This is a genomic window from Sphaerisporangium rhizosphaerae, from assembly GCF_042665155.1.
Taxonomy (GTDB): Bacteria; Actinomycetota; Actinomycetes; order Streptosporangiales; family Streptosporangiaceae; genus Sphaerisporangium; species Sphaerisporangium rhizosphaerae.
In genome coordinates, this window is sequence record NZ_JBHTCG010000012.1 from 130,942 (window position 1) to 155,360 (window position 24,419).

The 24,419-nt window shown below is 74.1% G+C and carries 20 protein-coding genes; 11 read left to right on the forward strand and 9 right to left on the reverse strand.

The genetic code is table 11. The features are described from left to right. The first annotated feature begins 260 nt into the window (after positions 1–260). On the forward strand, positions 261–2,126 hold the full coding sequence (locus tag ACFQSB_RS19810; protein ID WP_380828235.1) for a CASTOR/POLLUX-related putative ion channel: 1,866 nt from the start codon (positions 261–263) through the stop codon (positions 2,124–2,126). Between the two features lie 54 nt (positions 2,127–2,180). Here ACFQSB_RS19810 and ACFQSB_RS19815 read toward each other — a convergent pair whose 3' ends face one another. Both ACFQSB_RS19815 and ACFQSB_RS19820 read right to left on the reverse strand, forming a co-directional pair. After that, positions 2,181–3,095: a hypothetical protein gene (locus ACFQSB_RS19815; RefSeq protein WP_380828236.1), complete on the reverse strand. Its 915-nt coding sequence runs from the start codon at positions 3,093–3,095 to the stop codon at positions 2,181–2,183. A gap of 278 nt (positions 3,096–3,373) precedes the next feature. Beyond that, a complete protein-coding gene (locus ACFQSB_RS19820) occupies positions 3,374–3,943 on the reverse strand; it encodes a TetR/AcrR family transcriptional regulator (protein ID WP_380828237.1) in 570 nt (189 codons plus the stop codon). A gap of 114 nt (positions 3,944–4,057) precedes the next feature. On the opposite strand from ACFQSB_RS19820, the gene ACFQSB_RS19825 reads away from it, so the two are divergent. After that, a complete protein-coding gene (locus ACFQSB_RS19825; protein ID WP_380828239.1) occupies positions 4,058–5,008 on the forward strand; it encodes an SDR family oxidoreductase in 951 nt (316 codons plus the stop codon). A 12-nt stretch (positions 5,009–5,020) separates the two neighbouring features. Here ACFQSB_RS19825 and ACFQSB_RS19830 read toward each other — a convergent pair whose 3' ends face one another. Together ACFQSB_RS19830 and ACFQSB_RS19835 are read right to left on the reverse strand one after the other, a co-directional pair. Next, entirely contained in the window at positions 5,021–5,791 is a 771-nt protein-coding gene (locus ACFQSB_RS19830) for a TetR/AcrR family transcriptional regulator (protein WP_380828240.1), read from the reverse strand. A 125-nt stretch (positions 5,792–5,916) separates the two neighbouring features. After that, positions 5,917–7,920 (reverse strand): cellulose binding domain-containing protein, encoded by a 2,004-nt coding sequence (locus ACFQSB_RS19835; protein ID WP_380828241.1) that lies wholly within the window; start codon positions 7,918–7,920, stop codon positions 5,917–5,919. A 321-nt stretch (positions 7,921–8,241) separates the two neighbouring features. Here ACFQSB_RS19835 and ACFQSB_RS19840 point away from each other — a divergent pair, with 321 nt between their 5' ends. Beyond that, entirely contained in the window at positions 8,242–9,222 is a 981-nt protein-coding gene (locus tag ACFQSB_RS19840; RefSeq protein ID WP_380828242.1) for an ATP-binding cassette domain-containing protein, read from the forward strand. A 253-nt stretch (positions 9,223–9,475) separates the two neighbouring features. Beyond that, positions 9,476–10,315, forward strand: a complete 840-nt coding sequence (locus tag ACFQSB_RS19845; protein ID WP_380828243.1) for an ABC transporter permease — start codon at positions 9,476–9,478, stop codon at positions 10,313–10,315. 296 nt (positions 10,316–10,611) lie between these two features. On the opposite strand, the gene ACFQSB_RS19850 is transcribed toward ACFQSB_RS19845, so the two are convergent. Continuing rightward, complete coding sequence (locus tag ACFQSB_RS19850; RefSeq protein WP_380828244.1) at positions 10,612–12,225, reverse strand: FAD-dependent monooxygenase; 1,614 nt, start codon at positions 12,223–12,225, stop codon at positions 10,612–10,614. Between the two features lie 414 nt (positions 12,226–12,639). On the opposite strand from ACFQSB_RS19850, the gene ACFQSB_RS19855 reads away from it, so the two are divergent. Next, the gene (locus ACFQSB_RS19855; protein ID WP_354852710.1) at positions 12,640–13,008 is read left to right on the forward strand and encodes a nuclear transport factor 2 family protein; all 369 of its coding nucleotides are present in this window, start codon (positions 12,640–12,642) and stop codon (positions 13,006–13,008) included. Positions 13,009–13,081: 73 nt separating this feature from the next. Here the strand turns inward: ACFQSB_RS19855 and ACFQSB_RS19860 are convergent, their stop codons facing one another. From ACFQSB_RS19860 to ACFQSB_RS19870, 3 genes are all read right to left on the reverse strand, one after another. Continuing rightward, complete coding sequence (locus ACFQSB_RS19860; RefSeq protein ID WP_380828246.1) at positions 13,082–13,876, reverse strand: TetR/AcrR family transcriptional regulator; 795 nt, start codon at positions 13,874–13,876, stop codon at positions 13,082–13,084. Between the two features lie 90 nt (positions 13,877–13,966). Continuing rightward, on the reverse strand, positions 13,967–14,671 hold the full coding sequence (locus tag ACFQSB_RS19865; RefSeq protein WP_380828366.1) for a response regulator: 705 nt from the start codon (positions 14,669–14,671) through the stop codon (positions 13,967–13,969). A gap of 41 nt (positions 14,672–14,712) precedes the next feature. Continuing rightward, complete coding sequence (locus tag ACFQSB_RS19870) at positions 14,713–16,005, reverse strand: sensor histidine kinase (RefSeq protein ID WP_380828248.1); 1,293 nt, start codon at positions 16,003–16,005, stop codon at positions 14,713–14,715. A gap of 167 nt (positions 16,006–16,172) precedes the next feature. Here ACFQSB_RS19870 and ACFQSB_RS19875 point away from each other — a divergent pair, with 167 nt between their 5' ends. From ACFQSB_RS19875 to ACFQSB_RS19890, 4 genes are all read left to right on the forward strand, one after another. After that, positions 16,173–17,090 carry an ABC transporter ATP-binding protein gene (locus ACFQSB_RS19875; protein ID WP_380828249.1) on the forward strand — a complete coding sequence of 306 codons (918 nt, stop codon included), beginning with the start codon at positions 16,173–16,175 and terminating at the stop codon, positions 17,088–17,090. Between the two features lie 209 nt (positions 17,091–17,299). Continuing rightward, the gene (locus tag ACFQSB_RS19880) at positions 17,300–18,286 is read left to right on the forward strand and encodes a GNAT family N-acetyltransferase (RefSeq protein WP_380828251.1); all 987 of its coding nucleotides are present in this window, start codon (positions 17,300–17,302) and stop codon (positions 18,284–18,286) included. Between the two features lie 137 nt (positions 18,287–18,423). After that, complete coding sequence (locus ACFQSB_RS19885) at positions 18,424–19,701, forward strand: cytochrome P450 (RefSeq protein WP_380828252.1); 1,278 nt, start codon at positions 18,424–18,426, stop codon at positions 19,699–19,701. Between the two features lie 112 nt (positions 19,702–19,813). Further along, entirely contained in the window at positions 19,814–20,653 is an 840-nt protein-coding gene (locus ACFQSB_RS19890) for an isocitrate lyase/PEP mutase family protein (protein WP_380828253.1), read from the forward strand. A 118-nt stretch (positions 20,654–20,771) separates the two neighbouring features. On the opposite strand, the gene ACFQSB_RS19895 is transcribed toward ACFQSB_RS19890, so the two are convergent. Continuing rightward, positions 20,772–21,536: an ArsR/SmtB family transcription factor gene (locus ACFQSB_RS19895; RefSeq protein ID WP_380828254.1), complete on the reverse strand. Its 765-nt coding sequence runs from the start codon at positions 21,534–21,536 to the stop codon at positions 20,772–20,774. 51 nt (positions 21,537–21,587) lie between these two features. Between ACFQSB_RS19895 and ACFQSB_RS19900 the strand changes: the two genes are divergently transcribed. Further along, positions 21,588–22,571, forward strand: a complete 984-nt coding sequence (locus ACFQSB_RS19900) for a cation diffusion facilitator family transporter (RefSeq protein WP_380828255.1) — start codon at positions 21,588–21,590, stop codon at positions 22,569–22,571. A 40-nt stretch (positions 22,572–22,611) separates the two neighbouring features. Next, entirely contained in the window at positions 22,612–24,264 is a 1,653-nt protein-coding gene (locus ACFQSB_RS19905) for a TIGR03086 family metal-binding protein (protein WP_380828256.1), read from the forward strand. The last annotated feature ends 155 nt before the right edge of the window (positions 24,265–24,419 follow it).

Sequence of the window (24,419 nt, forward strand, 5' to 3'; positions counted from 1 at the left end):
CGCCGCCCGCGACCCCGCCTCACCTCTGCGAGCACGTGCCCGTCTCACCCTGTCGGTGGCGGGAGTCCTCTCATGACCCCTGCGGACGGCGTCCGGCGGCGAGGAGCCCTCTGAGCTGGGCCGGAACGGCGTTGTCTCCGCCGGGGAGCCGGGGCGATGTCCTGACACGTGCACGGTTCGCCCTGGGTTACTGCTTCAATGATCGATGGCCGGCGGCTGAGGACGCCGGCTTTTCACGGCTGCGATGGGCGGGGGCAACGATGCGGAGACTGCGAGAGCGTCTGCGGTACTGGTTCGACGGCACGATGGATCGCGGCACGCCGGCTCTGATCGGCTGGCTGGCGCTGGCGTCCGTCGTGCTCATCGTGCTGGTCACGGCAGCGGTGGTCGCCTTCACCGATACCGAGGAGAACGGCGGCTGGGGAACCGTCGGGTGGATGAGCCTGATGCGCGCCATCGACCCCGGCACCATGGGCGGCGACAGCGGGAGCCCGGTGTTCCTGGCGCTGATGCTGACCATCACCATCGGGGGCATCTTCATCGTCAGCTCGCTCATCGGTGTGCTGACCACCGGTCTGGAGAACCGGATCAGCGAGCTGCGCAAGGGCCGGTCCCGGCTGATCGAGAGCGGTCACACGATCGTGCTCGGCTGGTCGGAGCAGGTGTTCACCGTGATCGAGGAGCTGGTCAAGGCCAACGAGGGGCAACGGCGGTCCTGTGTGGTGATCCTGGCGGACCGCGACAAGGTCGACATGGACGACCAGATCCGCGCCCGGGTGGGGGAGACCGGCCGCACCAGGGTCATCTGCCGTTCGGGAAGCCCGCTCAAGCGGGTGGACCTGGAGCTCGTCAGCCCGGACACCGCCAAAGCGATCATGGTGCTGCCCTCACCGGACAAGGACGCCGACGTCGATGTGATCAAGGCGTTGTTGCTGCTGAACAACCGCGCCTGGCGGGGCGTGCGGCCGCACGTGGTCGCCGCCGTGCAGGAGTCGGAGAACCTCGCCGCCGCGCGCCTCGCCGGAGGCGAGTCGGCCATCGTGATCGACGCCGACGACATCACCGTGCGGCTGGTGGCCCAGTCGCACCGCCAGTCGGGGCTGTCCACGGTCTGCACCGACCTGCTGGACTTCGACGGCAACGAGCTCTACATCCGCCCCGAGCCCGCGCTCACCGGCCGCACCTACGGCGAGGCGCTCAGCGCCTACGACCTCGGCATCCCGGTCGGGCTGCGCAGGATGGACGGGCGGGTCCTGCTCAACCCCGCGCAGGAGACCGTGATCGACGCCAGGGACCAGGTGATCGTCCTGGCCGAGGACGACCTGCTCATCCAGCTCGCCGGCTCCGCTCCCGCGATCGTCCCGGAGGCCGTCGCGGCGGCCCCCGACCGGGCGCAGACGCCCGACCGCACCCTGCTCATCGGGTGGAACTCGCGCGCTCTGAAGCTGATCGACCTGCTGGACCGCCTGGTCGAGCCGGCGTCGGTGGTGGACATCGCCGCCCCTGGCCGGCCGGTGGACGTCCTTGAGACCGGGCGGGAGAACCTGACCGTCGGCTACAAGTACTGCCGGCCGACGAGCCGGCGGTCGCTGGAGAACCTCGACCTCGGCGGTTACCGGCACCTGGTCGTGCTGGCCGACGACGAGGTCGACCCCGAGCACGCCGACGACCGGACGCTGGTGACGCTGCTGCACCTGCGCGACATCAAGGTGAGCCTCGGAGACCCTTACACCATCGTGACCGAGATCAACGACGACGCGAACCGGGAGATCTTCCAGGTCACCAAGGCCGACGACTTCATCATCAGCACCAAGCTCATCAGCCTGCTGCTGACCCAGCTCGCGGAGAACCGGCATCTGCACCGCGTGTTCTCCCAGCTCTTCGACCCCACCGGCCCGGAGATCCATTTGCTGCCCGCCTCGGACTACCTCGTCCCTGGAGTGGAGGCGAACTTCGCGACCGTCGTGGAGGTGGCCAAGCGGCGAGGGCAGACCGCCATCGGCTACCGGGTCAAGCGGCACAGCGACCACACCCCCTCCTTCGGGGTGACGCTCAACCCGCCGAAGACCGCGCCGCTGACCTTCGGCGCCGACGACAACGTCATCGTCCTGGCCGAGAACCTCTGACCCTCCCGGAGGCCGCGCGCCGAGCAGGGCGCCGTCCTCGGCGGGACCGTCGCGTCAGATGGTCACCGTCGGCGGCCGGCCCGGCGCGGGGCGGTCCCTCCCCAGCCTCTCGGCCACCTCCGACAGGGCCCCGGTCCGCCCGAGGTGGCCGCCGGCCGCCTCGAGGTCCTCGCGGAGCCGCTTGCGGCAGTTGATCACGTAGATCAGCCACAACGCCGCCACGGTGACCTGCGCCGGCGGCAGCAGGTACCCCGCCGGCGCGCTGGCCAGCATGGCCAGCGGCGCGCCCCTGACGATCTGTTCGTTGAACCTGCGCTGGGCGTCGCCGGCTGCGAGCGCGGCGGTGCTCATCTCCCCGACGGCCTCCGAGAGCGTCCTGGTGGGCGCGACGACGTCGGAGAGCATGAGGCTTCTGAAGGCGTCGCCGGCCTCGCCGCGCAGATGCTCGTGCGAGGCTCGCACGGCCCCGTGGACGCCGTCGGCATGCTCGGTCACGTCCGTCCCGAGCCGGGCCGCCGCCAGTCCCCGCTGCTCCCAGGTCTCGGGGTCGCGGGCGTTCGCTATCACGATCAGCGTCGCGGCCATGGTGAGCAGTGCGCTTCCGCCGCCGCCCGCCGCGGGCATCGCCGGGTTCCTGCCCAGCCGGGCGGCTCTCCTGGCGCCCGCCACCGATGCGAGGATCGCGGACGCCTGGACGCCGAGCCCGCCGAGCACGGCGCCGGGCCGGCCGGTGGAGTGCTCGCCGGTGGCCGCCACCATCCCCGTGGTCGCCTCCTCGGCCTGGCCGTAGCGAAGGCCGGCGGTCCGCATGTCAGCGCCGGCTTGCCCGTGGCCGTCGCGCAGCAGTGCGGCCGTCGTGACGGCCTCAGAGGCATGCCGGTCGAACCTCGTGCGGAAGTCGCCGGCGGCTTCGGGGTAGTCCGCCGGCCGAGGCGTCAGCTCGGAGAGAACGCCGGGGAAGGCGTCCACGTTTGGCTGCCGCGCCGAGTGTCCCCGTACGAGGTCACGTAGTCCGCCGTGATCGACGAAGAATCCGTCCACTGCCGACCTTCCGAGGGGTGCGCCGGGTCCGATGATCTCCAGGCGCGATCATCTCAGACGACCTCGCCGTACGCAGCCGCTCGGCTCTGCGCCGCCTCTTCGTTCACCGAACGGTCGGCGGCCGGTAACCGCCGTCGCCTCGCGGGCCGGACGGTGACCGCCGTCCGGCCGGGGAGCCGGGCCCGGCGGACGCGGCGTCCGGGTCGTCACCCGCCCGCGGTCACGGCCTTCAGTTCGTCGAAGGACTCCCGGATGAGCTCGGACAGGCCGGGCTGCCCGGGGGCGTCGCCGACCCAGCGCTCGAACGCGACCTTGAAGACGGCGAGGCCGACCTCGGCGGCCAGGCTCGCCGCCGGATCGGTGACGCCGCGCCGGCGCAACGTGCCGGCGAGCGCCGCGGACAACGTCGCGAGCTTGATCAGCTCGCGTTCCTGCAGCTCGGGGTTCGCGGCGATGATCGACCGGCGCCGCCGGGCGCTCTCGCGGCGCTCCCCGAACAGCTCGCCCACGGCTTCGACGGCGCGTGCCACCATCTCGATCGGGGCCGCCGCGTCGGGCGCGTCCTCGACGGCGGCCACCAGGTGCTCGCGCAGCGGGCCCGAGCCCCAGAACAGCACCTCGCGCTTGTCGGCGAAGTGCCGGAAGAACGTGCGCTCGGTCAGCCCGGCCCGTCCGGCGATCTCTGCCACCGTGGTCTGCTCGTACCCGCGCTCGATGTAGAGCTCCAGCGCCGCCTGCTCCAGCCGGCCGCGCGCGTTCGGCTCCCATCGTCCCATGCCGGAATCCTACCTTGATGACAGTGGCTGACATCAGTGCTACGTTGATGACAGTCACTGACATCGATCTGGGGCCTGGATGCCCCGGACGATCGACCCTTTGGAGTACTTCTCATGCGCGTATTCGTCACCGGCGCCTCCGGATGGATCGGTTCCGCCGTCGTCCCCGAACTGGTCGGCGCGGGTCATCAGGTCGTCGGGCTGGCGCGCTCGGACGCCTCCGCCGCCGCGCTCACCGCGGCCGGCGCACAGTTGCGTCGCGGCACCATCGACGATCTCGACGGCCTGCGCGACGCGGCCGCCGCCTCCGACGGGGTGATCCACCTGGCGTTCAAGCACGACATCGCCTTCTCCGGTCGCTTCGCGGAGGCCACGGAGGCCGATCGGCGCGCCGTCGAGACCTTCGGGGAGGCGCTCGCGGGCTCTGGTCGGCCGCTGGTCATCGCCTCCGGGATCGTCGGACTCGCCCCCGGGCGGGTGGCCACCGAGCAGGACGGGCTCGAGTCCGGCCCGGACGTGGCCCACGCGGGCGGCGGGCCGCGGGATCGGCAGGCGACCGCCCGGATGACGCTGTCCCTGGCCTCACGCGGCGTCCGCTCGTCGGTCGTGCGGCTCCCCCCGACGGTGCACGGGGATGGGGACCCCGGCTTCATGGCGGTCCTGGTCGGCATCGCCCGCGGCAAGGGCGTCTCCGGCCACATCGGCGAGGGGGCCGATCGCTGGCCCGCCGCGCACCGGCTCGACGCCGCCCACCTGTTCCGCCTGGCGCTGGAGCAGGCGCCGGCGGGATCGGTCCTGCACGCGGTCGCCGACGAGGGCGTGCCCATCCGCGACGTCGCCGAGGTGATCGGCCGGCATCTCGGCCTGCCGGTGGCCGCCGTCGCTCCCGAGGACGCGGGCGCGCACTTCGGCTGGCTGGCGGGCTTCCTCGCCGCCGACAGCCCGGCCTCCAGCGCACTGACCCGCGAGCTGCTGGGGTGGCGGCCGACCCAGCCGGGACTCATCGACGACCTGGACAAAGGCCACTACTTCCACAACGCTTCCACGCAGGCGGGCGCGTCCTAGGGGGCAGCCGTCCTAGGACGCGGCCGTCCGGCGCGTCACCAGGGCCTCGACGCCGTCCAGGACCCGCTGGAGGCCGAACTCGAACGCCTGCTGCGGAGCGGAGGCGGCGCCGTACTCCTCCCCGGCGGCCGCGCCCACCCGCGCCGACAGCGGGTAGCGGGACGGGTCCATCACCTTGGCCAGGTAGGGGGCGTGGGCCCACCACCACTGCTCGTCCGACACGCCGGTGCGCTGTGCGACCTGGGCGGCGTCGACCGCGCCGCGCGCGGCGCCGTGCACGAACCCCGCGACCAGGGTGACGACGGAGTCCATCTCCAGGTCGGTCAGTCCGATGCCCTCGACGGCGGCCAGCTCATACTCGTAGGCGCCGGCCACGTTGGGACCGAGCGGCGGCCGGCTGGTGGCGACGTACAGCATCCACGGGTGGCGCTGGTAGAGCGCCCACTTCTCCCGGGCCACGAACTCCAGCCTGCCGCGCCACCCCCCGGGCACCTCGGCCGGCCGGGCGGGCTCGCCGCACACCGTGTCGAGCATGAGGTCGAGCAGCTCGGCCTTGCCCGGCACGTAGGTGTACAGCGACATGGTGCCCACGCCGAGGCGCTGGGCGACGCGCCGCATGGACAGCGCCGCCAGGCCGTCGGCGTCGGTGAGCTCGACGGCGGCGCGGACGACGCGGTCGACGCTGAGGTCGGGCCCGCCCTTGCGCCCGGACTTCTCGCGGGTGCGCCACAGCAGGGCGAGGCTGCGCGCGGGGTCGCCCCCGCCGGTGTACTCCGTGGTCATCGTGGTCCCGATCCTACGGCCGCGGCCCGGGACCACACCGGACCCGCACCCCCGCCGCCCCGGGCGAACGGCGTCCCGCGGCCCTCAGAGGAGGACGGCCGCGGGACGCCGCAGGAGGACGGAGGCTACGCGGCCGAGCAGAGTGTCCCGTTGAGGGTGAAGACCGTGGGCAGGACGTTCGGGCCGCTGTAGTTGCCGACGAAGCCGACGCTGACCGTCGCCCCCGTGGGCAGCGAGCCGTGGCCGGCCTCGTTGACGACCTTGACCTGCGAGCCGTCCTGCGTCCAGACGCCGCCCCAGCCGCTGCCGAGGCTCTGCCAGGAACGCGGCCAGCCGAAGTTCAGCGTCCAGCCGTCGATCGGCGCGCCGTTGTTGGTGACGTCGATGGCGCCGACGTACCCGCTGCCCCAGTCGTTCTGGTCGCTGAGCCGGACCGTGCAGGAACTGGACGCGGGCGTGCCGGTGGTGAAGGTCAGCGGCGGGGACGCCGGTGACAGGCCGCCGCCGCCGTCCCGGGCGATCACATTCACCGTGTAGCGCGTACCAGGGTTGAGGTTGGCGACGGTGAAGGAGGTGCCCGCGGTCTCGCCGAGCTGCTCGCTGACGATCCCGTTCTGGCGGTGGATCTCGTACTTGACGATCGGGCGGACGCCGGCGGAGGCGGCGGGCCAGGAGATGGTGGCTCCCCGGTCGGTCACCCCCGAAACCGTGGGCTGGCCGGGCGTGCCCGGCAGCCCGGCCTGGGGGGAGGAGGGATGAACGACGATCGTCGTCATCGACAGCGGCGGCAGCGTCTGGGCGGTCGCGCTGCCGGCGGTGGCGGTGGTGATGCTCGTGGCGCCGTTGGTGTGGGTGAGCACGGTCGGCGCCGCGCCGGCCGGGGCGAAGCCGGCGTACCCGATGGTGACGGGGTAGGAGGTGTCGGCCGAGGTGTTGAGCAGCAGCATCGCGAGGTCGCCGTCCGGGCGCCGGACGGCGTGCGCGACCACCTTGGGCTGGTCGGTGGCGGCCCGGAGGAAGCGGTCGCCGGGACGGGCGAACCTGCTCATCATCTGCAGTGCGAAGTACGGCGCGAAGGGCGTGTTCAGCGCCGGCTCGCACACTTCGCCGCCGGAGGTGCAGGCCCCGCTCGACAGCAGGCCGAAGTCGCCGTAGTCGGTCTGCCCTGCCACCTGGGTGACGGGGCCGATGCCGTTGTGGGTGTTCCACCAGTCGACGGTGAACACCCCGTTGGCCAGCAGGGTCGCGTAGGCGTCGGCGGCGGCCAGCGCGCCGGGCTGGGTGGTGGCGCCGGCGCTGCTGGTGCCGGTGTTGAACTCGGTCATCGCGATGCCGATGCGCTCGGCCCCCGGGCCCGCGTACGCGGCGATCTGCCGCCGGGTGAGGTCGATCATGTCGGGGATCTGGCCGGCTCTGTCGAGCGCGCCGGGGTACCAGTGCACGATCACGAAGTCGATCTTCGGTCCGGCGGCCGACAGGACGACCTTGTTCCAGGTGCCGTCGTCGCCGGCGGCGACCAGCCCGTCGGGCCAGTTGGCGGGCGTGGTCAGCACCGCGCCGATCTTGATGGAGGGGTCGGCCGCCTTCATCGCGTCGGCGTAGGCGACGACGTTGCGCGCGTACTCGGCCGGGCTCTTGTCGGCGTGGTCGTCGGCCTCCCAGGCACTGCCGTAGCGGCCGTTGCCGTAGTTCTCGTTGCCGATCTCCCAGTACTTCACGCCGTAGCCCTTGACGACGTTGGCCTGGTGGACCCAGGCGGCGGCCTCCGCGGCGGTGCCGGTGCCGTAGTTGGCGGTCACCATCGGCTGGGCGCCGGTGCGCCGCACGCCGCGCATGAAGGTGTCGAAGTCGGTGCCGGGCGCCACGTACCCGCCGGGCGCGGTGTGGTCGGCCCAGTGGTAGATGTCGGAGTAGGAGCCGCCGGGATAGCGCAGCACCTTCACGCCGGCGTCCTTCAGCAGGTCGGCGGTCGCGTCGGTGCCCAGGTTGGCGTCCCAGATCGCGTGGTTGGCGCCGATGCCGGTCGCGGGGACGGTGGCGAGCGCGGCGCGGGCGTTGACGGTCACCGCGACCGCGGCGGGCTCGTCGGCGTGCGCGGCGGGCACGTTCAGGCCGGCCAGCGTCAGCACGACGGCGGATGTTAGCGCTAACAGAGCTTTCGGCATCGGACCCCTCGCCATGGACATCTCATGCCTCCCGACCGGGAAGCACCCATGATCCTGGGAGCTGACGCCGTCCTGCGTCAACCGACCGTGAAACTTTCACTGCGCACGGTCATCGCCGCCGCCATCGCCGCGCCGTTTCCGCGCCGCCCTCGTGGCCGTCCGCGGACCCGGAACCCGCTCGCCGAAGGCTCGCTCAACCAAGGGTCCCCGTCGGACCGGTTATTCCGTACGATGTCCCGTATGTTGTACGGTACAACGTACGGAGTTAATGGAAGGGAGGCGGGAATGGGGTCCACAGGACACGCGATCCTCGCCGAGGGGCTGCGCAAGCGGTACGGCCGCACCGAGGCCCTGGCCGGGTTCGACCTGGCGGTGCCGGCGGGCACGGTATGCGGGCTGCTCGGGCCCAACGGTGCGGGCAAGACCACGGCGGTGCGCATCCTCACCACGCTGCTGCGGCCGGACGCGGGCCGGGCCGAGGTGGCCGGCCTCGACGTGGTCCGCGACGGCGCGCGGGCGCGCTGCCGCATCGGGCTGGTGGGGCAGAACGCCGCCCTGGACGAGGTGCTGAGCGGCCGGCAGAACCTGGTGATGTTCGGCCGGCTGTACCACCTCGGCACGGCGGGAGCGCGCCGCCGCGCCGACGAACTGCTCGAACGGTTCGGGCTGGCCGACACCGGGGACAAGCCGGTCAAGCTGTACTCCGGAGGCATGCGTCGCCGGCTCGACCTGGCCGCCGGCCTCATCCTCACCCCGCCGGTCCTGTTCCTGGACGAGCCCACCACCGGGCTGGACCCGCGCGGACGCGGAGAGGTCTGGCAGGCCGTCGCCTCGCTCGTCGCCGGCGGAACCACCGTGCTGCTCACCACCCAGTACCTGGAGGAGGCCGACCGGCTGGCCACCGACATCTGCGTCCTTTCGGCCGGCCGGACGATCGCCCAGGGCACCCCGGAGGAGCTGAAGTCGCTCATCGGCGGCGACCGCGTCGAGCTCGTGGTGCGCGAGCCCGCCGACATGGGCGCCGCCGCGGCGGTCGCCGAACGGGTGGCGGGCGCGCGCGCCGACCGCGACACCGACCGGCGGCGCGTGAGCGTCCCGGTGCGCGACCGGGTGGCCGCGCTGACCGCCCTGACCCGGGCGCTCTCGGAGGAGGGGGTGCCGGTCGAGGACATCCTCCTGCGCCGTCCCACCCTGGACGAGGTGTTCCTCCACCTCACCGGCCACCAGGCGACGGCACCCGACCCGACGAAGAAGGCGGCGGCATGAGGACGGTCACGAGTACCCCCATCGGACCCGGTGGATACGGGCGGCGCGGCGGCCGGCCGGGGACGGAGGTTGACGGTGGCGTAGAGACGACCACGAGTACCCCCATCGGACTCGGTGAACGCGGGGCGCGTGGAGGTGCGGCGCGGACGGAGGGGGACGGCGGCATGGGGACGGTCCTGGTGATGCCCGGAGCGCTCGGCGGGCCCGGTGGACGCGGGGACGCGGCGGCGCGGCACGGGTGGGAGGTGGCGGCATGACGGTCATGGATTCGGTGGCGCCGCCCGCGCCGCCCCGCACGGCCGCCGCGCGGTTGCGGTGGGCGCTGGCCGACGGCTGGACCATCACCCACCGCGACCTGGCGCACCGGGCCCGGCGGCCCGGCCAGGTCGTCGTGGAGCTGCTCTTCCCCGTCATGATCGTGCTGATGTTCGCCTACCTGTTCGGCGGCGGCATGGCCATCCCCGGAGGAGGGGACTACCGCGAGTTCCTCATGCCGGGAATGTTCGCCATGACGATGGTCTTCGGGGTCGAGGCCACCTTCACCGCGGTCAGCGCCGACGCGGCCAAGGGCGTCACCGACCGGTTCCGCTCGATGCCCATGGCCCCCTCGGCGGTGGTGACCGGCCGCTGCGCCGCCGACATGCTCAACTCCGCCCTCGGGCTGGCCGTCATGATCGCCTGCGGGCTGGCGGTCGGCTGGCGGTGGCACCACGGTCTCGGACCCGCCCTGGCGGCCGTCGGGCTGCTCCTGCTGCTGCGGTTCGCCCTGCTGTGGACGGGCGTCTACCTCGGGCTGGCCATCCGCAACCCCGAGGCGGTCATGGCCGTGCAGATCCTGGTGTGGCCGCTGGGGTTCCTGTCCAACACCTTCGCCTCGCCGGCCACGATGCCGGGGTGGCTCGGCGCGGTCGTCGAATGGAATCCCATGTCGGCGACGGTCGCGGCGACCCGGGAGCTGTTCGGCAACCCCGGCTGGGGCGGCGGTTCCTGGGCGGCCCAGCAGGCGCCGTTGCTGGCGCTCGCCTGGCCGCTGCTGCTCATCGCGGTCTTCTTCCCGCTCTCGGTCCGCCGGTACCGCACCCTGGACCGCTGACCCGCATCCACCACCGGGCCGCACCCACCACCGGGCCGTCGTCCCCACCGGGCCGTCGTCCCCACCGGGCCGTCCCCACTCCCGGGGCCGGCCCCATTGCCAGCCGGTCCCCGATGCGGGGCCGTCCCCCTTGCCGACCCGCACCCACCGCCTGTCCGTCCCTACCACCGGCCTGTCCCCACTGCCGGCCTCCTCCGCTGGCCCGCACCCACTGCTGTTCCGCCCTCAGTGCCGGCCCGCACTCACGGCTGACCCGCCCTCGGGAGCGCCGACCGCGGTGAGGCGGGGGCGCATGATCAGCCGGTGGCGGCCGGGGCGGCGGGGCGGTGGCCGAGCAGGGCCAGGTAGCCCTCCACCTGGGCGGGGTCCTCGGTCACCGCGCCGATGTACCCGTCCGGACGTATCACCACGTATCCCCGGTCGCCGTACGCGGCGCGGATGTGCCCACCGGAGTCGGAGAGGTCCGTGCCGACTCGGCACACGCGCACCCCCGCATCCGAGCCGAACCCGAGGCCGCCGAACCCGAGGCCGCCGAACCCGAGGCCGCCGAACCCAAGGCCGCGGGACCCGAGGCCGGCGGACCCGGCTCCGCCGCCGTATCGGGCCACGTCCTCGCCGGTTGGAGCGGCACCGGCGGCGGAGCCGAGGAGGAGCAGCGTGGTTTGGGGGCCGCGCAGGACGTCGAACATGCGGGTCGCCTTCCCGGCGGCGGTGTGGCACGGCGCGTCGGGCGCCCGGTCGCCGGCGCGGGCGCCGACGGCGGCGAGCGAGCCGCCGTGGTAGGACAGCAGCAACTGCTGGGTGTCCTCGCCCCGGTGCGCCGCGTCGGCGTCACCCCGCCTGGCCTTCTCGTGCAGGGCGGTGCTGAGGCCGAGCACGTCCGCCGCGACGGGCAGGCGCTCCTCCTCGTAGGTGTCCAGCAGGGCGGCGGGAGCGCCGTCGATCACCCGGGCCAGTTTCCACCCGAGGTTGTAGGCGTCCTGGACGCCGGTGTTGAGCCCCTGACCGCCCGCGGGGGAGTGCACGTGGGCGGCGTCCCCGGCCAGGAACACCCGCCCGACGCGGAACCGGTCGGCCATGCGGATGTTGACCCGGTAGACCGAGGTCCAGCTCAAATCGGTCAGGCGGACGCGCGCGTCTCCGCGGGCGGCGTCCAGCCGCTCCTGGTACCCGGCCAGCGTGCGGTCGGGGGTCTCGTCCTGGCCGAGTGCGGCGGTGAACTGGAAGACGTCGGTGCCCGGCAGCGGGCACAGCCCGACGGCGAGCTTCTGCGCGGCGAGGTCGCCCCACACGTGCCAGTGGTCGCGGTCCAGGTCGGCGGTGGTGACGTCCCCGATCAGCATCCGCTCGCTCTCGTGGGTGGTGCCGGCGAACCCCACGCCCAGCAGTTTGCGCACCGTGCTCCCGCCGCCGTCGGCTCCCACCACGTAGTCGGCCGTGAGGCGTTCGCGGGCGCCCGCGGGACCCTCGAGGGTGACGGTCACCCCGCCGGCGTCCTGTTCCAGGCCGGCGAGCGCGACGCCCTGCTCCACCCGCCCGCCGAGCCCGGCGAGCCGCTCGCGCAGGATCGCCTCGGTGCGCCACTGGGGTTGCATGAGGACCACCGGGTACGGCACGGCCGGGGTGGGTTCGGCCGGCTCGTGCAGGCGCCCCTGCCACACGACCGTGTCGCCGGCGTAGGCCTGCATCGGCGGGTAGGGCGCGGCGGTGGTCAGCGTCGGCTCGATCACGCCGAGGTCGTCGAAGACCTCCAGCGTGCGAGGTTGCAGGCCCTTGCCGCGCGAGCCGTTGGGACGCGCCTCGGGGGAGGCGTCGACCAGGCGGAAGGCGACGCCGCGGCGGGCGAGGTCGACGGCGAGGGTGAGCCCGGTGGGCCCGGCTCCGGCGATCAGCACGGGGGTGTGGTTCATGGCTGTCCGTCCCAGGTGGTGGAGGTGGTCCCCGTCGGATGTGGCGGTGACGGGACCACCGTGCACGGCGCCGCTGCCACGCCGCTGCCATGACGCTGCCACGCCGCTGCCACCGCAATGCCACCCGCTGCCGCCCGCACGCACCCGGGCGCGCCGCCCGTCGTCTGGACGCTGCCGGGTGCGCCGTCCGTCGTCCGGACCCGCGCACCCACCATCGACGCGCCTGCCCCGTCGCCCGGGTGGAAGGACCCGTCCTGCGGCCGGGTGCGGGGACGACGACGCTGGTGAGGGCCGTGCGCGGTTACCCGTGACGTAATCGATTTCCCGGCGCTCGCCCGCCATTGTTGGGACATCGGATGGTTCGCCGACATCCGCCGAAATATCAACCCATAGATAGATATAAGGAGTGCAGTGATGAGTGACGCGCACGAACTGATCAGCCGGTACATCGCGGCGTGGAACCAGACCGACCCCGCCGCCCGCCGTGCGGCCGTCGACGGGCTGTGGGTCGAGGACGGCACCTACGTGGACCCGCTGGCGTCCGTCGAGGGGCGCGAGGCGATCGACGCGACCATCGCCGCGGTGCAGCGGCAGTTCCCGGGATTCGAGTTTCGCCTGTCGGGACCGGTGGACGCCCACCACAACCTGGTCCGGTTCGGCTGGCACCTGGGCCCGGCCGGCGAGGCCGAGTCGGTGGTGGACGGCTTCGACGTGGCGGTGCTGACCGAGGACGGCCGGCTGCGCGACGTGCACGGCTTCCTCGACAAGGTGCCCGCCGCCTGACACCCCCGCCCCGGTGCGGCGTCCTCGGCGAACGACGCGGCGACGCGGCGACGCGGCGCGGGGTATGCCCAGGTCAGGAGTCGGCCGGTCGGGCGCCCTGGCGCTGGTCGATCAGGACGCCGAGGCCGTCCAGGACGCGGCGCAGGCCGAACGCGTAGGCGTGGCCGGGGTCGTAGGCGGCGTTGTGCGCCTCACCCGCGGCGGCGCCCACCCGGGAGGCCGTGGGATAGCGCTCGGCATCGAACACCCGGGCGAGCAGGGGGGCGCTCGCCGCCCACCACTGCTGGTCGGTCAGCGCCCCCTCGTGCTCGAAGGCGCGCGCGTCGGCCGCCGACCGCGCGGAGGAGTGCACGAACCCCAGCAGGTAGGACAGGGCGTCGTCCATCTCCACATCGTCCAGGCCGAGGCCCTCGAAGGCGCGCAGTTCGTGCTCGTACTTGGCGAGCAGGCCGGGGCCGAGCGGCGGGCGGCTGGTGGACACGGCGGTCACCCAGGGGTGGCGCTCGTAGAGGTCGCGGTTGTCGCGCGCCACGGCCTCCAGCCGCTCGCGCCAGGCCAGGCCGGACAGGTCGGGCCGGGGCATCTCGCCGAACACCATGTCGAGCATGAGGTCGAGCAGTTCCGCCTTGCCGGGGACGTAGGTGTAGAGCGACATGGCGCCCACGCCCAGCTCCTGGGCGACGCGGCGCATGGTCAGGGCGGTGAGACCCTCGGCGTCGGCCAGCCGCACTGCCGCCCGCACCACCTCGTCGACGGTGAGGCCCTGGCGGGGCCCGCGCTGCGACGGACGGGCACCCGGCCGCCTCCAGAGCAGCTCGAGGGTGCGCACCGGATCTCCGGCGCCGCTGCGGTCGATCGTGGGCGGCACACGGCCATCCTCCCACCAACCCCGCTCCGTACAGAGTACGGCGTACCGTGTACGGGGATCACCTGCCCGTACCTCGCCGCACTGCGCGCGTTACCCGGCGGGCGGAGCGGTGACCAGGCCGCTGTCGTAGGCGACCACGACGAGCTGGGCGCGGTCACGGGCGTGGAGCTTGGCCAGCAGGCGCCCCACGTGGCTCTTCACCGTCGCCTGGCTGAGGTGCAGGTGTTCGGCGATCTCGCCGTTGGACAGCCCGCGGGCGATGTGGGTGAGCACCTCGCGCTCTCGCTCGGTGACGCCGTCGAGCCGGCGCGGCAGCGTACGGGCCGGCTCGGGCCTGCGGGTGAACTCGGCGATCAGCCGCCGCGTCACGGTGGGCGCGAGCAGCGCCTCCCCCGAGGCGATCACGTGCACGGCGGCCAGCAGGTCGGCCGGCCGGGTGTCCTTCAGCAGGAAGCCGCTGGCCCCCGCCCGCAGCGCCGCGTAGATGTAGGCGTCCAGGTCGAACGTGGTCAGGATGAGCACCCGCACCCCTGAGCTTCGCGGGTCCGAGCAGATGCGACGGGTCGCCTCGATGCCGTCCATCTCCGGCATCCGCACGTCCATCAGCACGACGTCGGGACGCTCCGACCGGGCCAGCTCGACCGCCTCGGCGCCGGTGCCGGCCTCGCCGACGACCGTGAGGCCCGGCGCGGTGTCGATCAGGAGCCGGAAGCCGCCGCGCAGCAGCGCCTGGTCATCGGCGACCAGGACGCGGATGTCCCCGCCGCCGGCCGCGCCCGGACCGCCCCGCGTCATCTCCGCCGCGCTCTCGCCCACCCGCTCGTCCACCTTTCCGCTCACCACGCCACTCCGTCCGCCGGCTCCGGAGCCGGCCCCTCCGCCGCGCCGCCCGCTCCCGCCGGCGGCGGTCCGTAGGGGAGGGTGGCGGTGACCGCGAAGCCGCCCGCGGGCCGCGGGCCGGCGTCGAAGGACCCTCCGTACATCACCACCCGCTCGCGCATGCCCACCAGGCCGTGGCCGCCGCCGGCCCCGCCCGTGCCGGGCAGCACCCGCGCTCCAGGCCCGTCGTCGACGACCTCCACCCGCACCTCACCCCGGCCGTCGCGTACCCGCACCCGGCAGTGCGCGGGCGCGGCGTGCCGCACGACGTTGGTCAGCGCCTCCTGGACGATGCGGTAGACCGACAGCTCCACCCCCTCGGGCAGGCCGTCGGCCCCCGCCACGTCCAGCTCGACCCGCACGCCGGCCTGCGCCGCCCGCTCGGCCAGCTCGGGCAGGCCGGAAAGGCCCGGCGCCGGGAGCAGGTCGGCGGGCTCCCCGTCGCCCTCCGAGCGCAGCACGCCCAGCATGTGCCGCATCTCGACGAGCGCGCCCCGGCTCACCGACTCGATCTCGCGCAGTGCCTTGCGGGCCTCCTGCGGCCGCACCTCGGCGACGTGGTCGGCCACACCGGCCTTCACGGTGATCAGCGTCATGCTGTGCGCCACGACGTCGTGCAGCTCGCGGGCGATGCGCAGCCGCTCCTCGGCGACCGCCCGGCGCGCGAGCTCGTTCGCCGAGCGCCGCACGTACAGCCGGCGCTCCCGCACCGCGCGGCCGACGGTCCAGGCCCCGCCCATAATGGGCAGGCCCACCAGCACGGAGGTGAACGGAAAGCCGTCGGTCCCCCAGTCGACCGGACCGGCCATCGTGGAGCCGGCGATCACGACGGCGCTCACCGCGCCGATCGTCCGCGTGGGCACCCAGCGCAGCCCCGGACGGGTGAGCGCGACCATGTAGAGCGCGAAGGCGGCCGCGGCGAAGGCATCGTTGACCATCTCGGCGAACAGCGACGACACGGTCGCGGTCAGCACCACCCAGAAGACCGGCACCGGCCACAGCCGCCGCACCGCGAGGGGAATTCCCATGCCGGCGACGATCAGGCACTGCACCACCGGCACAGCGGCGCCGGGCGCCGAGTGCCGCGCCAGGACGATGCCCAGCAGGAGCAAGGTGTATCCGGCCGCCGCGAACGCGTCCAGCCTGACCAGCCGGCCCCGTGCGGGCGGCGACCAGGCCGCGCCGGAGCCTCCCGGGCCGGGAGACGGCCACAGGTCCGCCTTCTCGGTCTGGGTCTCCGCGTCGTCCACCTCCGCAGGCTACCGGTGCCGGCCGGCCCGGCACCTCCTGCCGGGGGATGTCATCCCCCGGGCGGACGCCGGCCGCCCGCGGGCCCCGCGCTACGCCTGCGGCGGGGCCGCCGGATCGCGGCCCAGGGACGATGCGCCGCCCGGTGTCCTCGCGGCAGCCTGGCACGGTGATCGAAGTGAGAGAACTGACCAAGCGGTACGGCCGCGCCCTCGCCGTCGACCGGCTGTCCTTCGAGGTGCGGCCCGGGCAGGTGACCGGCTTCCTCGGGCCGAACGGCGCCGGCAAGTCCACCACCATGCGCCTGGTCCTCGGCCTGGCCGCCCCCACCTCCGGCGCGGCGCTCGTCGGCGGCCGCCCGTACGCCTCCCTGCGGCGCCCGATGAGCAAGGTCGGCGCGCTGCTCGACGCGGCGGCACTGCACCCCGGGCGCAGCGCCCTGAACCACCTCAGGTGGCTCGCCCGGGGGAACGGCATCGGCCAGGCCCGCGTGGCGCAGGTGCTCGAACAGGTAGGGCTGGCCGGCGTCGCACGGCGGCGGGCCGGCGGTTTCTCCCTGGGGATGAAGCAGCGGCTGGGCATCGCCGCGGCGCTGCTCGGCGACCCGGAGGTCCTGCTGTTCGACGAGCCGGTCAACGGCCTGGACCCCGATGGGGTGCGCTGGATCCGGGAGCTGATGCGCGGTCTGGCGGCCGAGGGGCGCACCATCTTGCTGTCCAGTCACCTGATGAGCGAGATGGAGCTGACCGCCGACCGGCTGATCATCGTCGGGCGCGGCCGGCTGATCGCCGACACCTCGGTGCCCGAGCTCGCCGGCCGCTACGGGCAGGGGGTGCTGGTGCGCTCGCCCCGCGCGGCGGAGCTGGCCGCGGTGCTCGCCGAGGCGGGCGGCGTCGTCGCGGACGACCCGGGCGGCGGGCTGTCGGTGACCGGGATGGAGGTGGCCGCCATCGGCGACCTGGCCGCGCGCCACGGCATCGCCGTCCACGAGATGTCCCCCCGCGGCGCCTCCCTGGAGGAGGCCTACCTGCGGCTCACCGCGGGAACCGGCGACCACGCCACCCCGCGCACCCTCACCGGGCACTGACCCGCCCGGCGCGGGAAAAGCCGTTGCGCGGCGGGCGCGCGTACCGATAGGAATTGCGGCCGGGGCCGGGCCGGACGTCGGCGGGCCCGTTGAGACGAGAGGAGGGAAGAGGCGATGACCACCAATATCACCGCGCTCGTGTCCTCCGAGGTCGCGCACCGGCGCTGACCATCGGAAACCGTGCGGGCGCGCCTCCACAGGAGAGTGTTGTGACCGCTGTACCGCGAGACCTGACCATGCGCCCGATCACCGGGCCGGAAGAACTCGACCTGTTCACCCGCCTGCCCTACATGCTCGACCGCGAGCTGGCCGACGACCTGCGGACCGGCAGGCGCCGGCCCGGCTGGATGTGGGTCGCCCTGCGAGGCGACCGGCCGACCGCCCGGCTCGCCTGGTGGAGCCGTCCCGGCGACCCCGCTCCCTTCCTGCTCGACATATTCGACGTGGCCGCGGACACCGCCGCCCCGGACGCGACCGCGCATCCGGCCGGCTCCGTTGTCGCGCCGAGCGGTGAGGACGGCGTGCGGCTGCTGCGCACCGCCATGGAGCACGTGCTCCCCGAGGGCGCCCGCCCGCCGGAGTACATCCGGTACGTCCCGCCGGGCTGGCGTGACGATCCGGTGGCGAGCCGGGTCGTCGAGACCAGGGTCGCCGCGCTGGAGCTCACCGGCGCCCGGCTGTTCGTGGAGCGGCTGCGGCTGAACTGGCAACCGGGAACCCCGATCGCCGAGCCCAGCGGGCGCCTGGCGTTCCGGCCGGTGACGGGCCGCGAGGAGCTCGTGGAGCTGATGACCGAGGTGCTCGAAGGCACACTGGACGCCCACAGCCGCGACGAGCTGACCCGGATGACCCCCCGGGAGGCGGCCGTCCAGCAGTACGAGGAGGAGCTGGAGCGCTACCAGAGCCCGCGCGAGTGGTGGCGCGTCGCCACGACGCCCGGCGGTGAGCCGGTGGGCTTCGTCATCCCGGCGCACAACTCCTACAACCCGATCATCGCCTACATCGGGGTGCTTCCGGCGCACCGGGGGAAGGGCCACATCGACGACCTGCTCGCCGAGGGCACCCGCATCCTGGCCGCCGAGGGCGTGCCGCGCGTCCGCGCCTCCACCGACCTCGGCAACGTGCCCATGGCCAGGGCCTTCCGCCGCGCCGGCTACGTCGAGTTCGAGCGCGAGCTCAACTACACCTGGCCCTAGAGGCCCGGCCCCCGCCGCCCGACTCGTCCGGGCCCTGATGGGGCGGCGGGATACGCCGGCCCCCGGTGCCCTGCGTCCTCCGGCCCCGGCAAGACGTTTCGACGCCGGGTTAAACGACGCGGCCCTAGCGTCAGGGCATGGAGTTCTCGCAGGTGGACGGCCCGCCCGGACGGGCCGTCGCCACAGGTGGAAAGCCCGCGCCCCCGGCGCCCGGCCATGAGCCCGGCCGGCCGCCGGACGGTTCGCCCGTGACGGCCACCGGTCATCCCGAGGTGACGGTCACCGGTCATGCCGAGGTGTGCGCCGTGCTGGCCGACCCGCGCTTCGTCGTCCCGACCGTCCCGGCGGACGACGCTGCCCCCGGGACGGTCGCCTGGCTGCGCGCAGGCGTGGCACGGTTCAGCAACGGACCCCGGCACCGGCGCCGGCGGGCCATGGTCGCCGCCGACCTGCGCCGCATGGAACCCTCGGTCCTGCGCGCGGCGGCCCGGGAGTGGACGACCGCCGTGGTCGAGGGCGCCGGGGATGAGCCGTTCGACGTCATGGCGTCGATCGCGCGCACGGTCCCGATCGGCGTGCTCGGCGGTGCGCTCGGCGTGGCCGGGCTCGATCCGGCGCGTCCGGACGGCGTAGGGGACTTCGTCCGCGCCGTCTCGGCGGTCGCGGCGGCCTACCACCCGGGTACGGGGGGCGGTGCCGCGGACGACGGCGAAGCCGACGCGGCGGTGTCCGCTCTGGTCGCCCTGCTCGGCCCCGGCGACCCCGAGGCGGTCGCCGCGCGCATAGGTCTGCTGGTCCAGGCGTGCGACGCGACCGCCGGCCTGATCGGCAACACCCTCGACGCGGCCCTGCCTCCACCGCCCGCACCCAAGCGGTCGCCAGGGGAGCCGGGAGCCGGTGACAGGTCCGCTGACCGGCCGGTCGGGACGGAGGGCGATGGAAGACCGGGAGAGGGGCGGGTAGCGGCGGAGGCCGGTAGCCGGGTGAGGGAGCGATCGGTGGAGTGCGGGGGCGGTGGGGGCCGGGGTGGGTGGCCGGTCGAGTGGCTCGTCGCCGAGACGGCGCGCCGTGACCCGCCGGTGCGGTCCACCCGGCGCGTGGCCACCGCCGGAGCCGAGATCGCGGGACGCGGCGTCCCGCCGGGCACGGTGGTGCTCCTGGACCTCGCCGCCGCCGAGCGCGACCCGCGGGTGTTCCCCGATCCCGGCCGTTTCGACCCCGCGCGGCGGACGACCGCACACCTCGCCTTCGGCCACGGTCCGCGGTCGTGCCCGGGATCCGACCACGGCCTCGCGCTGGCGTGCGGCGTGCTGGAGGTGCTGCTGCCCCGCTGCGAGCGGGCCGGGGGCGGCACGGTCCACGCGCCCTCCGCGAATCTGCGCGTCCCGCTGCGGCTGGAGGTGCGGGTCCGGTGAGGGCTGATCGTCTCCGCCGCGGAGGCGGCTCCCGCCGGTGCGCGATCGCCCGTGCGGGCGCGGGATCCTCTCCGGCGCGTTCTGTTCCCGCTGTGATCGGAGGTCACGTCCGTTGAACGCGAAGATCGACCGTTTCGAGGAGTTCCGCGCCCTGCACCACGGGGAGCGACCCCTGTTCCTGCCCAACGCCTGGGACCACGCCTCGGCGGCGGCGCTGGTGGCCCGCGGGTTCACCGCCCTCGGCACCACCAGCCTGGGCGTGGCGGCCGCCGCGGGCAAGCCCGATGCCGCCGGCGTCACCCGCGAGGACACCATGCGTCTGGCGGCGGGCCTGGCCCGGCTGCCGGCGCTGATCAGCGTGGACGTGGAAGGGGGGTTCAGCGAGGACCCGTGCGAGGTCGCCGCGCTGGCCGCCGAACTGGCGGAGGCGGGCGTGGCCGGGCTGAACATCGAGGACGGCCGCCCAGGCGGCACCCTGGCCGGGCGGGACCGCCAGTGCGCCCTCATCGCGGCGATCAAGGACGCCGTCCCCGGGCTGTTCGTCAACGCGCGGACCGACGTCTTCTGGTTCGCGGCGACCGAGCCCAGCTGGTCCGGTGACCCGGAGGGTGCGCGGCGGGGACCGCTGGCGGTGGCCCTGGAGCGGGTACGGGCGTACCGCGACGCCGGGGCCGACGGCGTCTTCGTCCCGGGTGCGGGTGACGAGCCCGCCATCGCCGCGCTCGCGGCAGGAGTGGACGCTCCGCTCAACATCCTGTTCACGCCGGGCGGTCCCTCCGTGGCGCGCCTGGGCGAGCTCGGGGTCCGCCGGGTGAGCTGCGGTTCCCTGCTGTTCCGGGCGGCGCTGCACAACGCGGTGGAGCTGGCGTGGGCGGCCGCGCACGAGGAGGTGGTGGCGGCCGGGCTGCCGTCCTACGCCCAGGCCCAGGCGCTCGCCGGCGCCTTCGGCTGAGCGCGGCGGCTGCTCCGCCGACGACCAGGGCGCCGTCCGATCCGGGACGACCAGGACGCCGTCCGGTCCGGTTACGGACGCTGCCTGTTCGTGGGTGCCGCGGACCGGGCGGGCGTCGTCACATCTCGTGGCGGGGGATGCCCGAGACCTCGTGGTCGGCGTGGAACAGGGCCTCGGAGATCAGCCGGCGGACGTGCGCGTCGCGGGCGCGGTACAGGACGCGACGCCCGTGCCGCCGCGTGTCGACCAGCCCGGCCAGGCGCAGCTTGGCCAGGTGCTGGGAGACCGAGGGACGCGCGACGCCGATGAGCTCGGCCAGCGAGGAGACGTCGTACTCGCCGGAGACCAGAAGCCACATCAGCCGAAGGCGTGTGCCGTCGCTGAGCATGCGAAACGCCTCGACGGCCGTGTCGACCTGAGAGGAAGTCGGTTGCTGGTGCAACGGATGTGCACCTGATTCGTTGTCGCGTGCGTACATGACTACATATACTCCACGCAAGAATCCCCGTCCGCAAGCGAGGCAGCCATGTCTGACCAGCAGTCCGGCCCTTCCTCCCCCGGCGGGCTCGACCGGCATGACCCCGAACACCAGCATGGACACCGGCACCGGCCCGCGGACGGACGCGAACGCGGGCAGGGCCATGGCGATGGAGACCGGCACGGCCTTGCGAGGTCCGGGGAGCCGGCACCCGCCCCCGTGACCGATCAGGAGCACGGTCACGGGGACGGCCACGGGCACGGGCACGGGCACGGCCAAGAGCACGCCCGCCAGCACGGCACCGAGCAGGGCACTGAGCAGGGCACTCAGCACGGCCATGAGCACGGGCACGCGGAAGAGCCTGCGAACGCGGAGCAGGATGAGCACGGGCACGGACATGGACATGGACATGGACATGGACATGGCGGGGGTAGGCAGGGGCTTCTCGGGCGGCTGGTGGCTTTCGGGGCACATCTGGTCACTCCGCACAGCCATGACAGCGCCGACAAGACCGACACCGCGCTGGAGTCCAGCAGCCGGGGCTTACGCGTGCTCGGGCTGTCCTTCGCGATCCTGGCGGCCACGGCCGTCGTGCAGGCGGTGATCGTCGCCTTCTCCGGCTCGGTGGCGCTGCTCGGTGACACCCTGCACAACTTCGCCGACGCCCTGACCGCCGTCCCGCTCGGCATCGCGTTCTGGCTCGGACGGCGGGCGGCGACCCGCAGGTTCACCTACGGCTACGGCAAGGCCGAGGACCTCGCCGGCCTGGTGATCGTCGTCATCATCGCCGCCTCGGCGGTGCTGGCCGGCTACGAGGCCATCCAGCGTCTGCTCGACCCGCAGGAGGTCCGCCAGCTCGGCTGGGTCGCGGGCGCGGGGCTGGTCGGCTTCCTGGGCAACGAGTGGGTGGCCCGCTACCGCATCCGGGTGGGCCGCGAGATCGGCTCGGCCGCTCTGGTCGCCGACGGCCTGCACGCGCGCACCGACGGCTTCACCTCCCTGGCCGTGCTGCTGGGCGCGGGCGGCGCGGCGCTCGGCTACCCCATCGCCGACCCGGTCATCGGCCTGCTGATCACCCTGGCGATCGCCCTGGTGCTGCGGAACGCGGCCCGGGAGATCTACCACCGTCTCATGGACGCCGTCGATCCCGCCCTGCTCGACCAGGCCGAACGCGTCCTGTCGCAGACCCCGGGCGTGCGGGGGGTCGGCGCCGTCCGGCTGCGGTGGATCGGCCACACGCTGCGGGCCGAGGTGGAGATCCAGGTGGACCACGACCTGTCGCTCGTGGAGTCGCACGCGGTCGCCGTCGAGGCCGAGCACCGGCTCATCCACCAGGTGGCGCGCCTTCGCGCGGCGACCGTCCACGCCGACCCCCACGGCCCGCGCGACGCCGACTACCACGAGCGGCTGAACCGGCACCGCGAGACGACCACGGCCTGAGGCTTGACTCTCCCACTGTGGGAGACCGGAAGGTGGTCCGGTGCGTGGCGATGACGAGAGGCTGCTGAGCATCGGAGAGTTGGCGGAGCGCACCGGGATGCCGGTGAAGCTGATCCGTCACTGGTCCGACATCGGTGTGGTGCCCCCGGCGCACCGCACGGCGGCCCGGTACCGGCTCTACGCCCCCGACGCGGTCGCCCGGCTCGAACTGGCGCGCGCGCTGCGCGATCTCGGGCTGGGCATGGCCGCGATCAGGGACGTCGTCGCCCGCGGGCGTGATCTGACCGAGGTGGCGGCGGTCCACGCCGACGCGCTGGAGGTCCGGATACGCACGCTGAGGTCGCAGCAGGCGGTGCTGCGATCGATCACCTCCGGTAGAACGGCCACCGAAAGGCTCACTCTCATGACCAGGCTGGCACGACTGTCCGCCGCCGAGCGCAACGCCGTCGTCCGCGAGTTCGTGGCGGGCGCCGTGGGGAAGGCCGACGCCCCCGGCTATCGTGAGGGGCTGCTCGCGGCCCTGCCCGAGCTGCCGCCCGAGCCCACCCCCGAGCAGATCGACGCCTGGCTGGAGCTCGGCGAGCTTCTGGAGGACCCGGCGCTGGCCGCCGGCATGCGGCGCATGGCCGAGTACGCCGCGCGGCACGCGCTTCGCGAGCACGACGAGCGGGACCTGCGGGAGGTGGAGCGGGTCACCGATCTGTGGGTGGGGCAGGTGAGCGCCGCCATGGAGGCGGGCTCGGCCGCCGACTCGCCGGCGGCCGAGCCGGTGGTGGCCGCCGTCGTCGCCGCCTGGCTCCCCACTCAGGTCCGCGTTCCCGGCAGTCCGGAGCGGGACGGCGCCGAGGCGCGCCGCGTGCTGCTGGAACAGCTGGAGAACGCGGCCGACCCTCGCCTGGAGCGGTACTGGCAGCTCATGTGCGTCATCAACGGCCTGCCGGTGCGGCCGAGCATCGCGGCCGCGGGCCGGTGGCTGACGACCGCGCTGCGTACCAATCCCGAGCCCGGCGCCCGTGAGGCCCGCATCGCCGCCCTCCTCCGGCAAGAGGGTCGGGCCCCCGCGACCGGTGGGCAGGACGCGGCGCCCGGCATCACCGGCGACCGCCCCGAAAGGGCCGCAGGAACGGCGGGCGACGCCGGCCCGGAGGGGATCGTCGGCGACTGCGCCCGTGTGCTGGCCGAGGTGGGAGAGTTGGTCGCCGCCGTGCCGCCCGGGAGGCTGGCCGACCCGACTCCGTGCGAGGGGTGGGACGTGCGGGCGCTGCTGGACCACCTGGTCTGGGAGAACCTGCTGTGGGCCGGCCTCGCCGAAGGCGCCCCTCGTTCCGACTTCGCCGGCGACCACCTCGGCGGCGACCACGTCGCCGCCTTCCGGGCCGCCGCCGAGGCCACGATGGCCGCCTTCCGCCGGCCGGGCATGCTGGCCGAGCGGTTCGGGCCCGCGCCGGGCTGGCGGCTGGTGGAGCAGGTCCTCATCGAGATGACCGTGCACGGCTGGGACCTGGCCAGGGCGATCGGCCGCCCGGCCGACCTGGTCCCCGACGTCGCCGAGGCGCTCATGCCGTCGGTGCGGGAGATCTACGGCGGCCTGCCCCGCACGCCCGGCGGCTCGTTCGCCCCCGAGCGCCCGGTGCCCGACGGCGCGACCCCTGCCGACCGCCTGGCCGCCTACCTGGGCCGTCGCCTGGACTGACCCGCTTTCGCGCCGTCCCACGGGCGGCGCGATGCCCGGCCCTGGCGTGGCGGCCTGGGGACGATCGCCGGCCGGGCGGCCACCTGGGCTTCGCCCTCGACCTGGACTTTCACCCTCCGCCTGTGCGGGCCGTGTCACCGCCTTCCCCGGCTCGC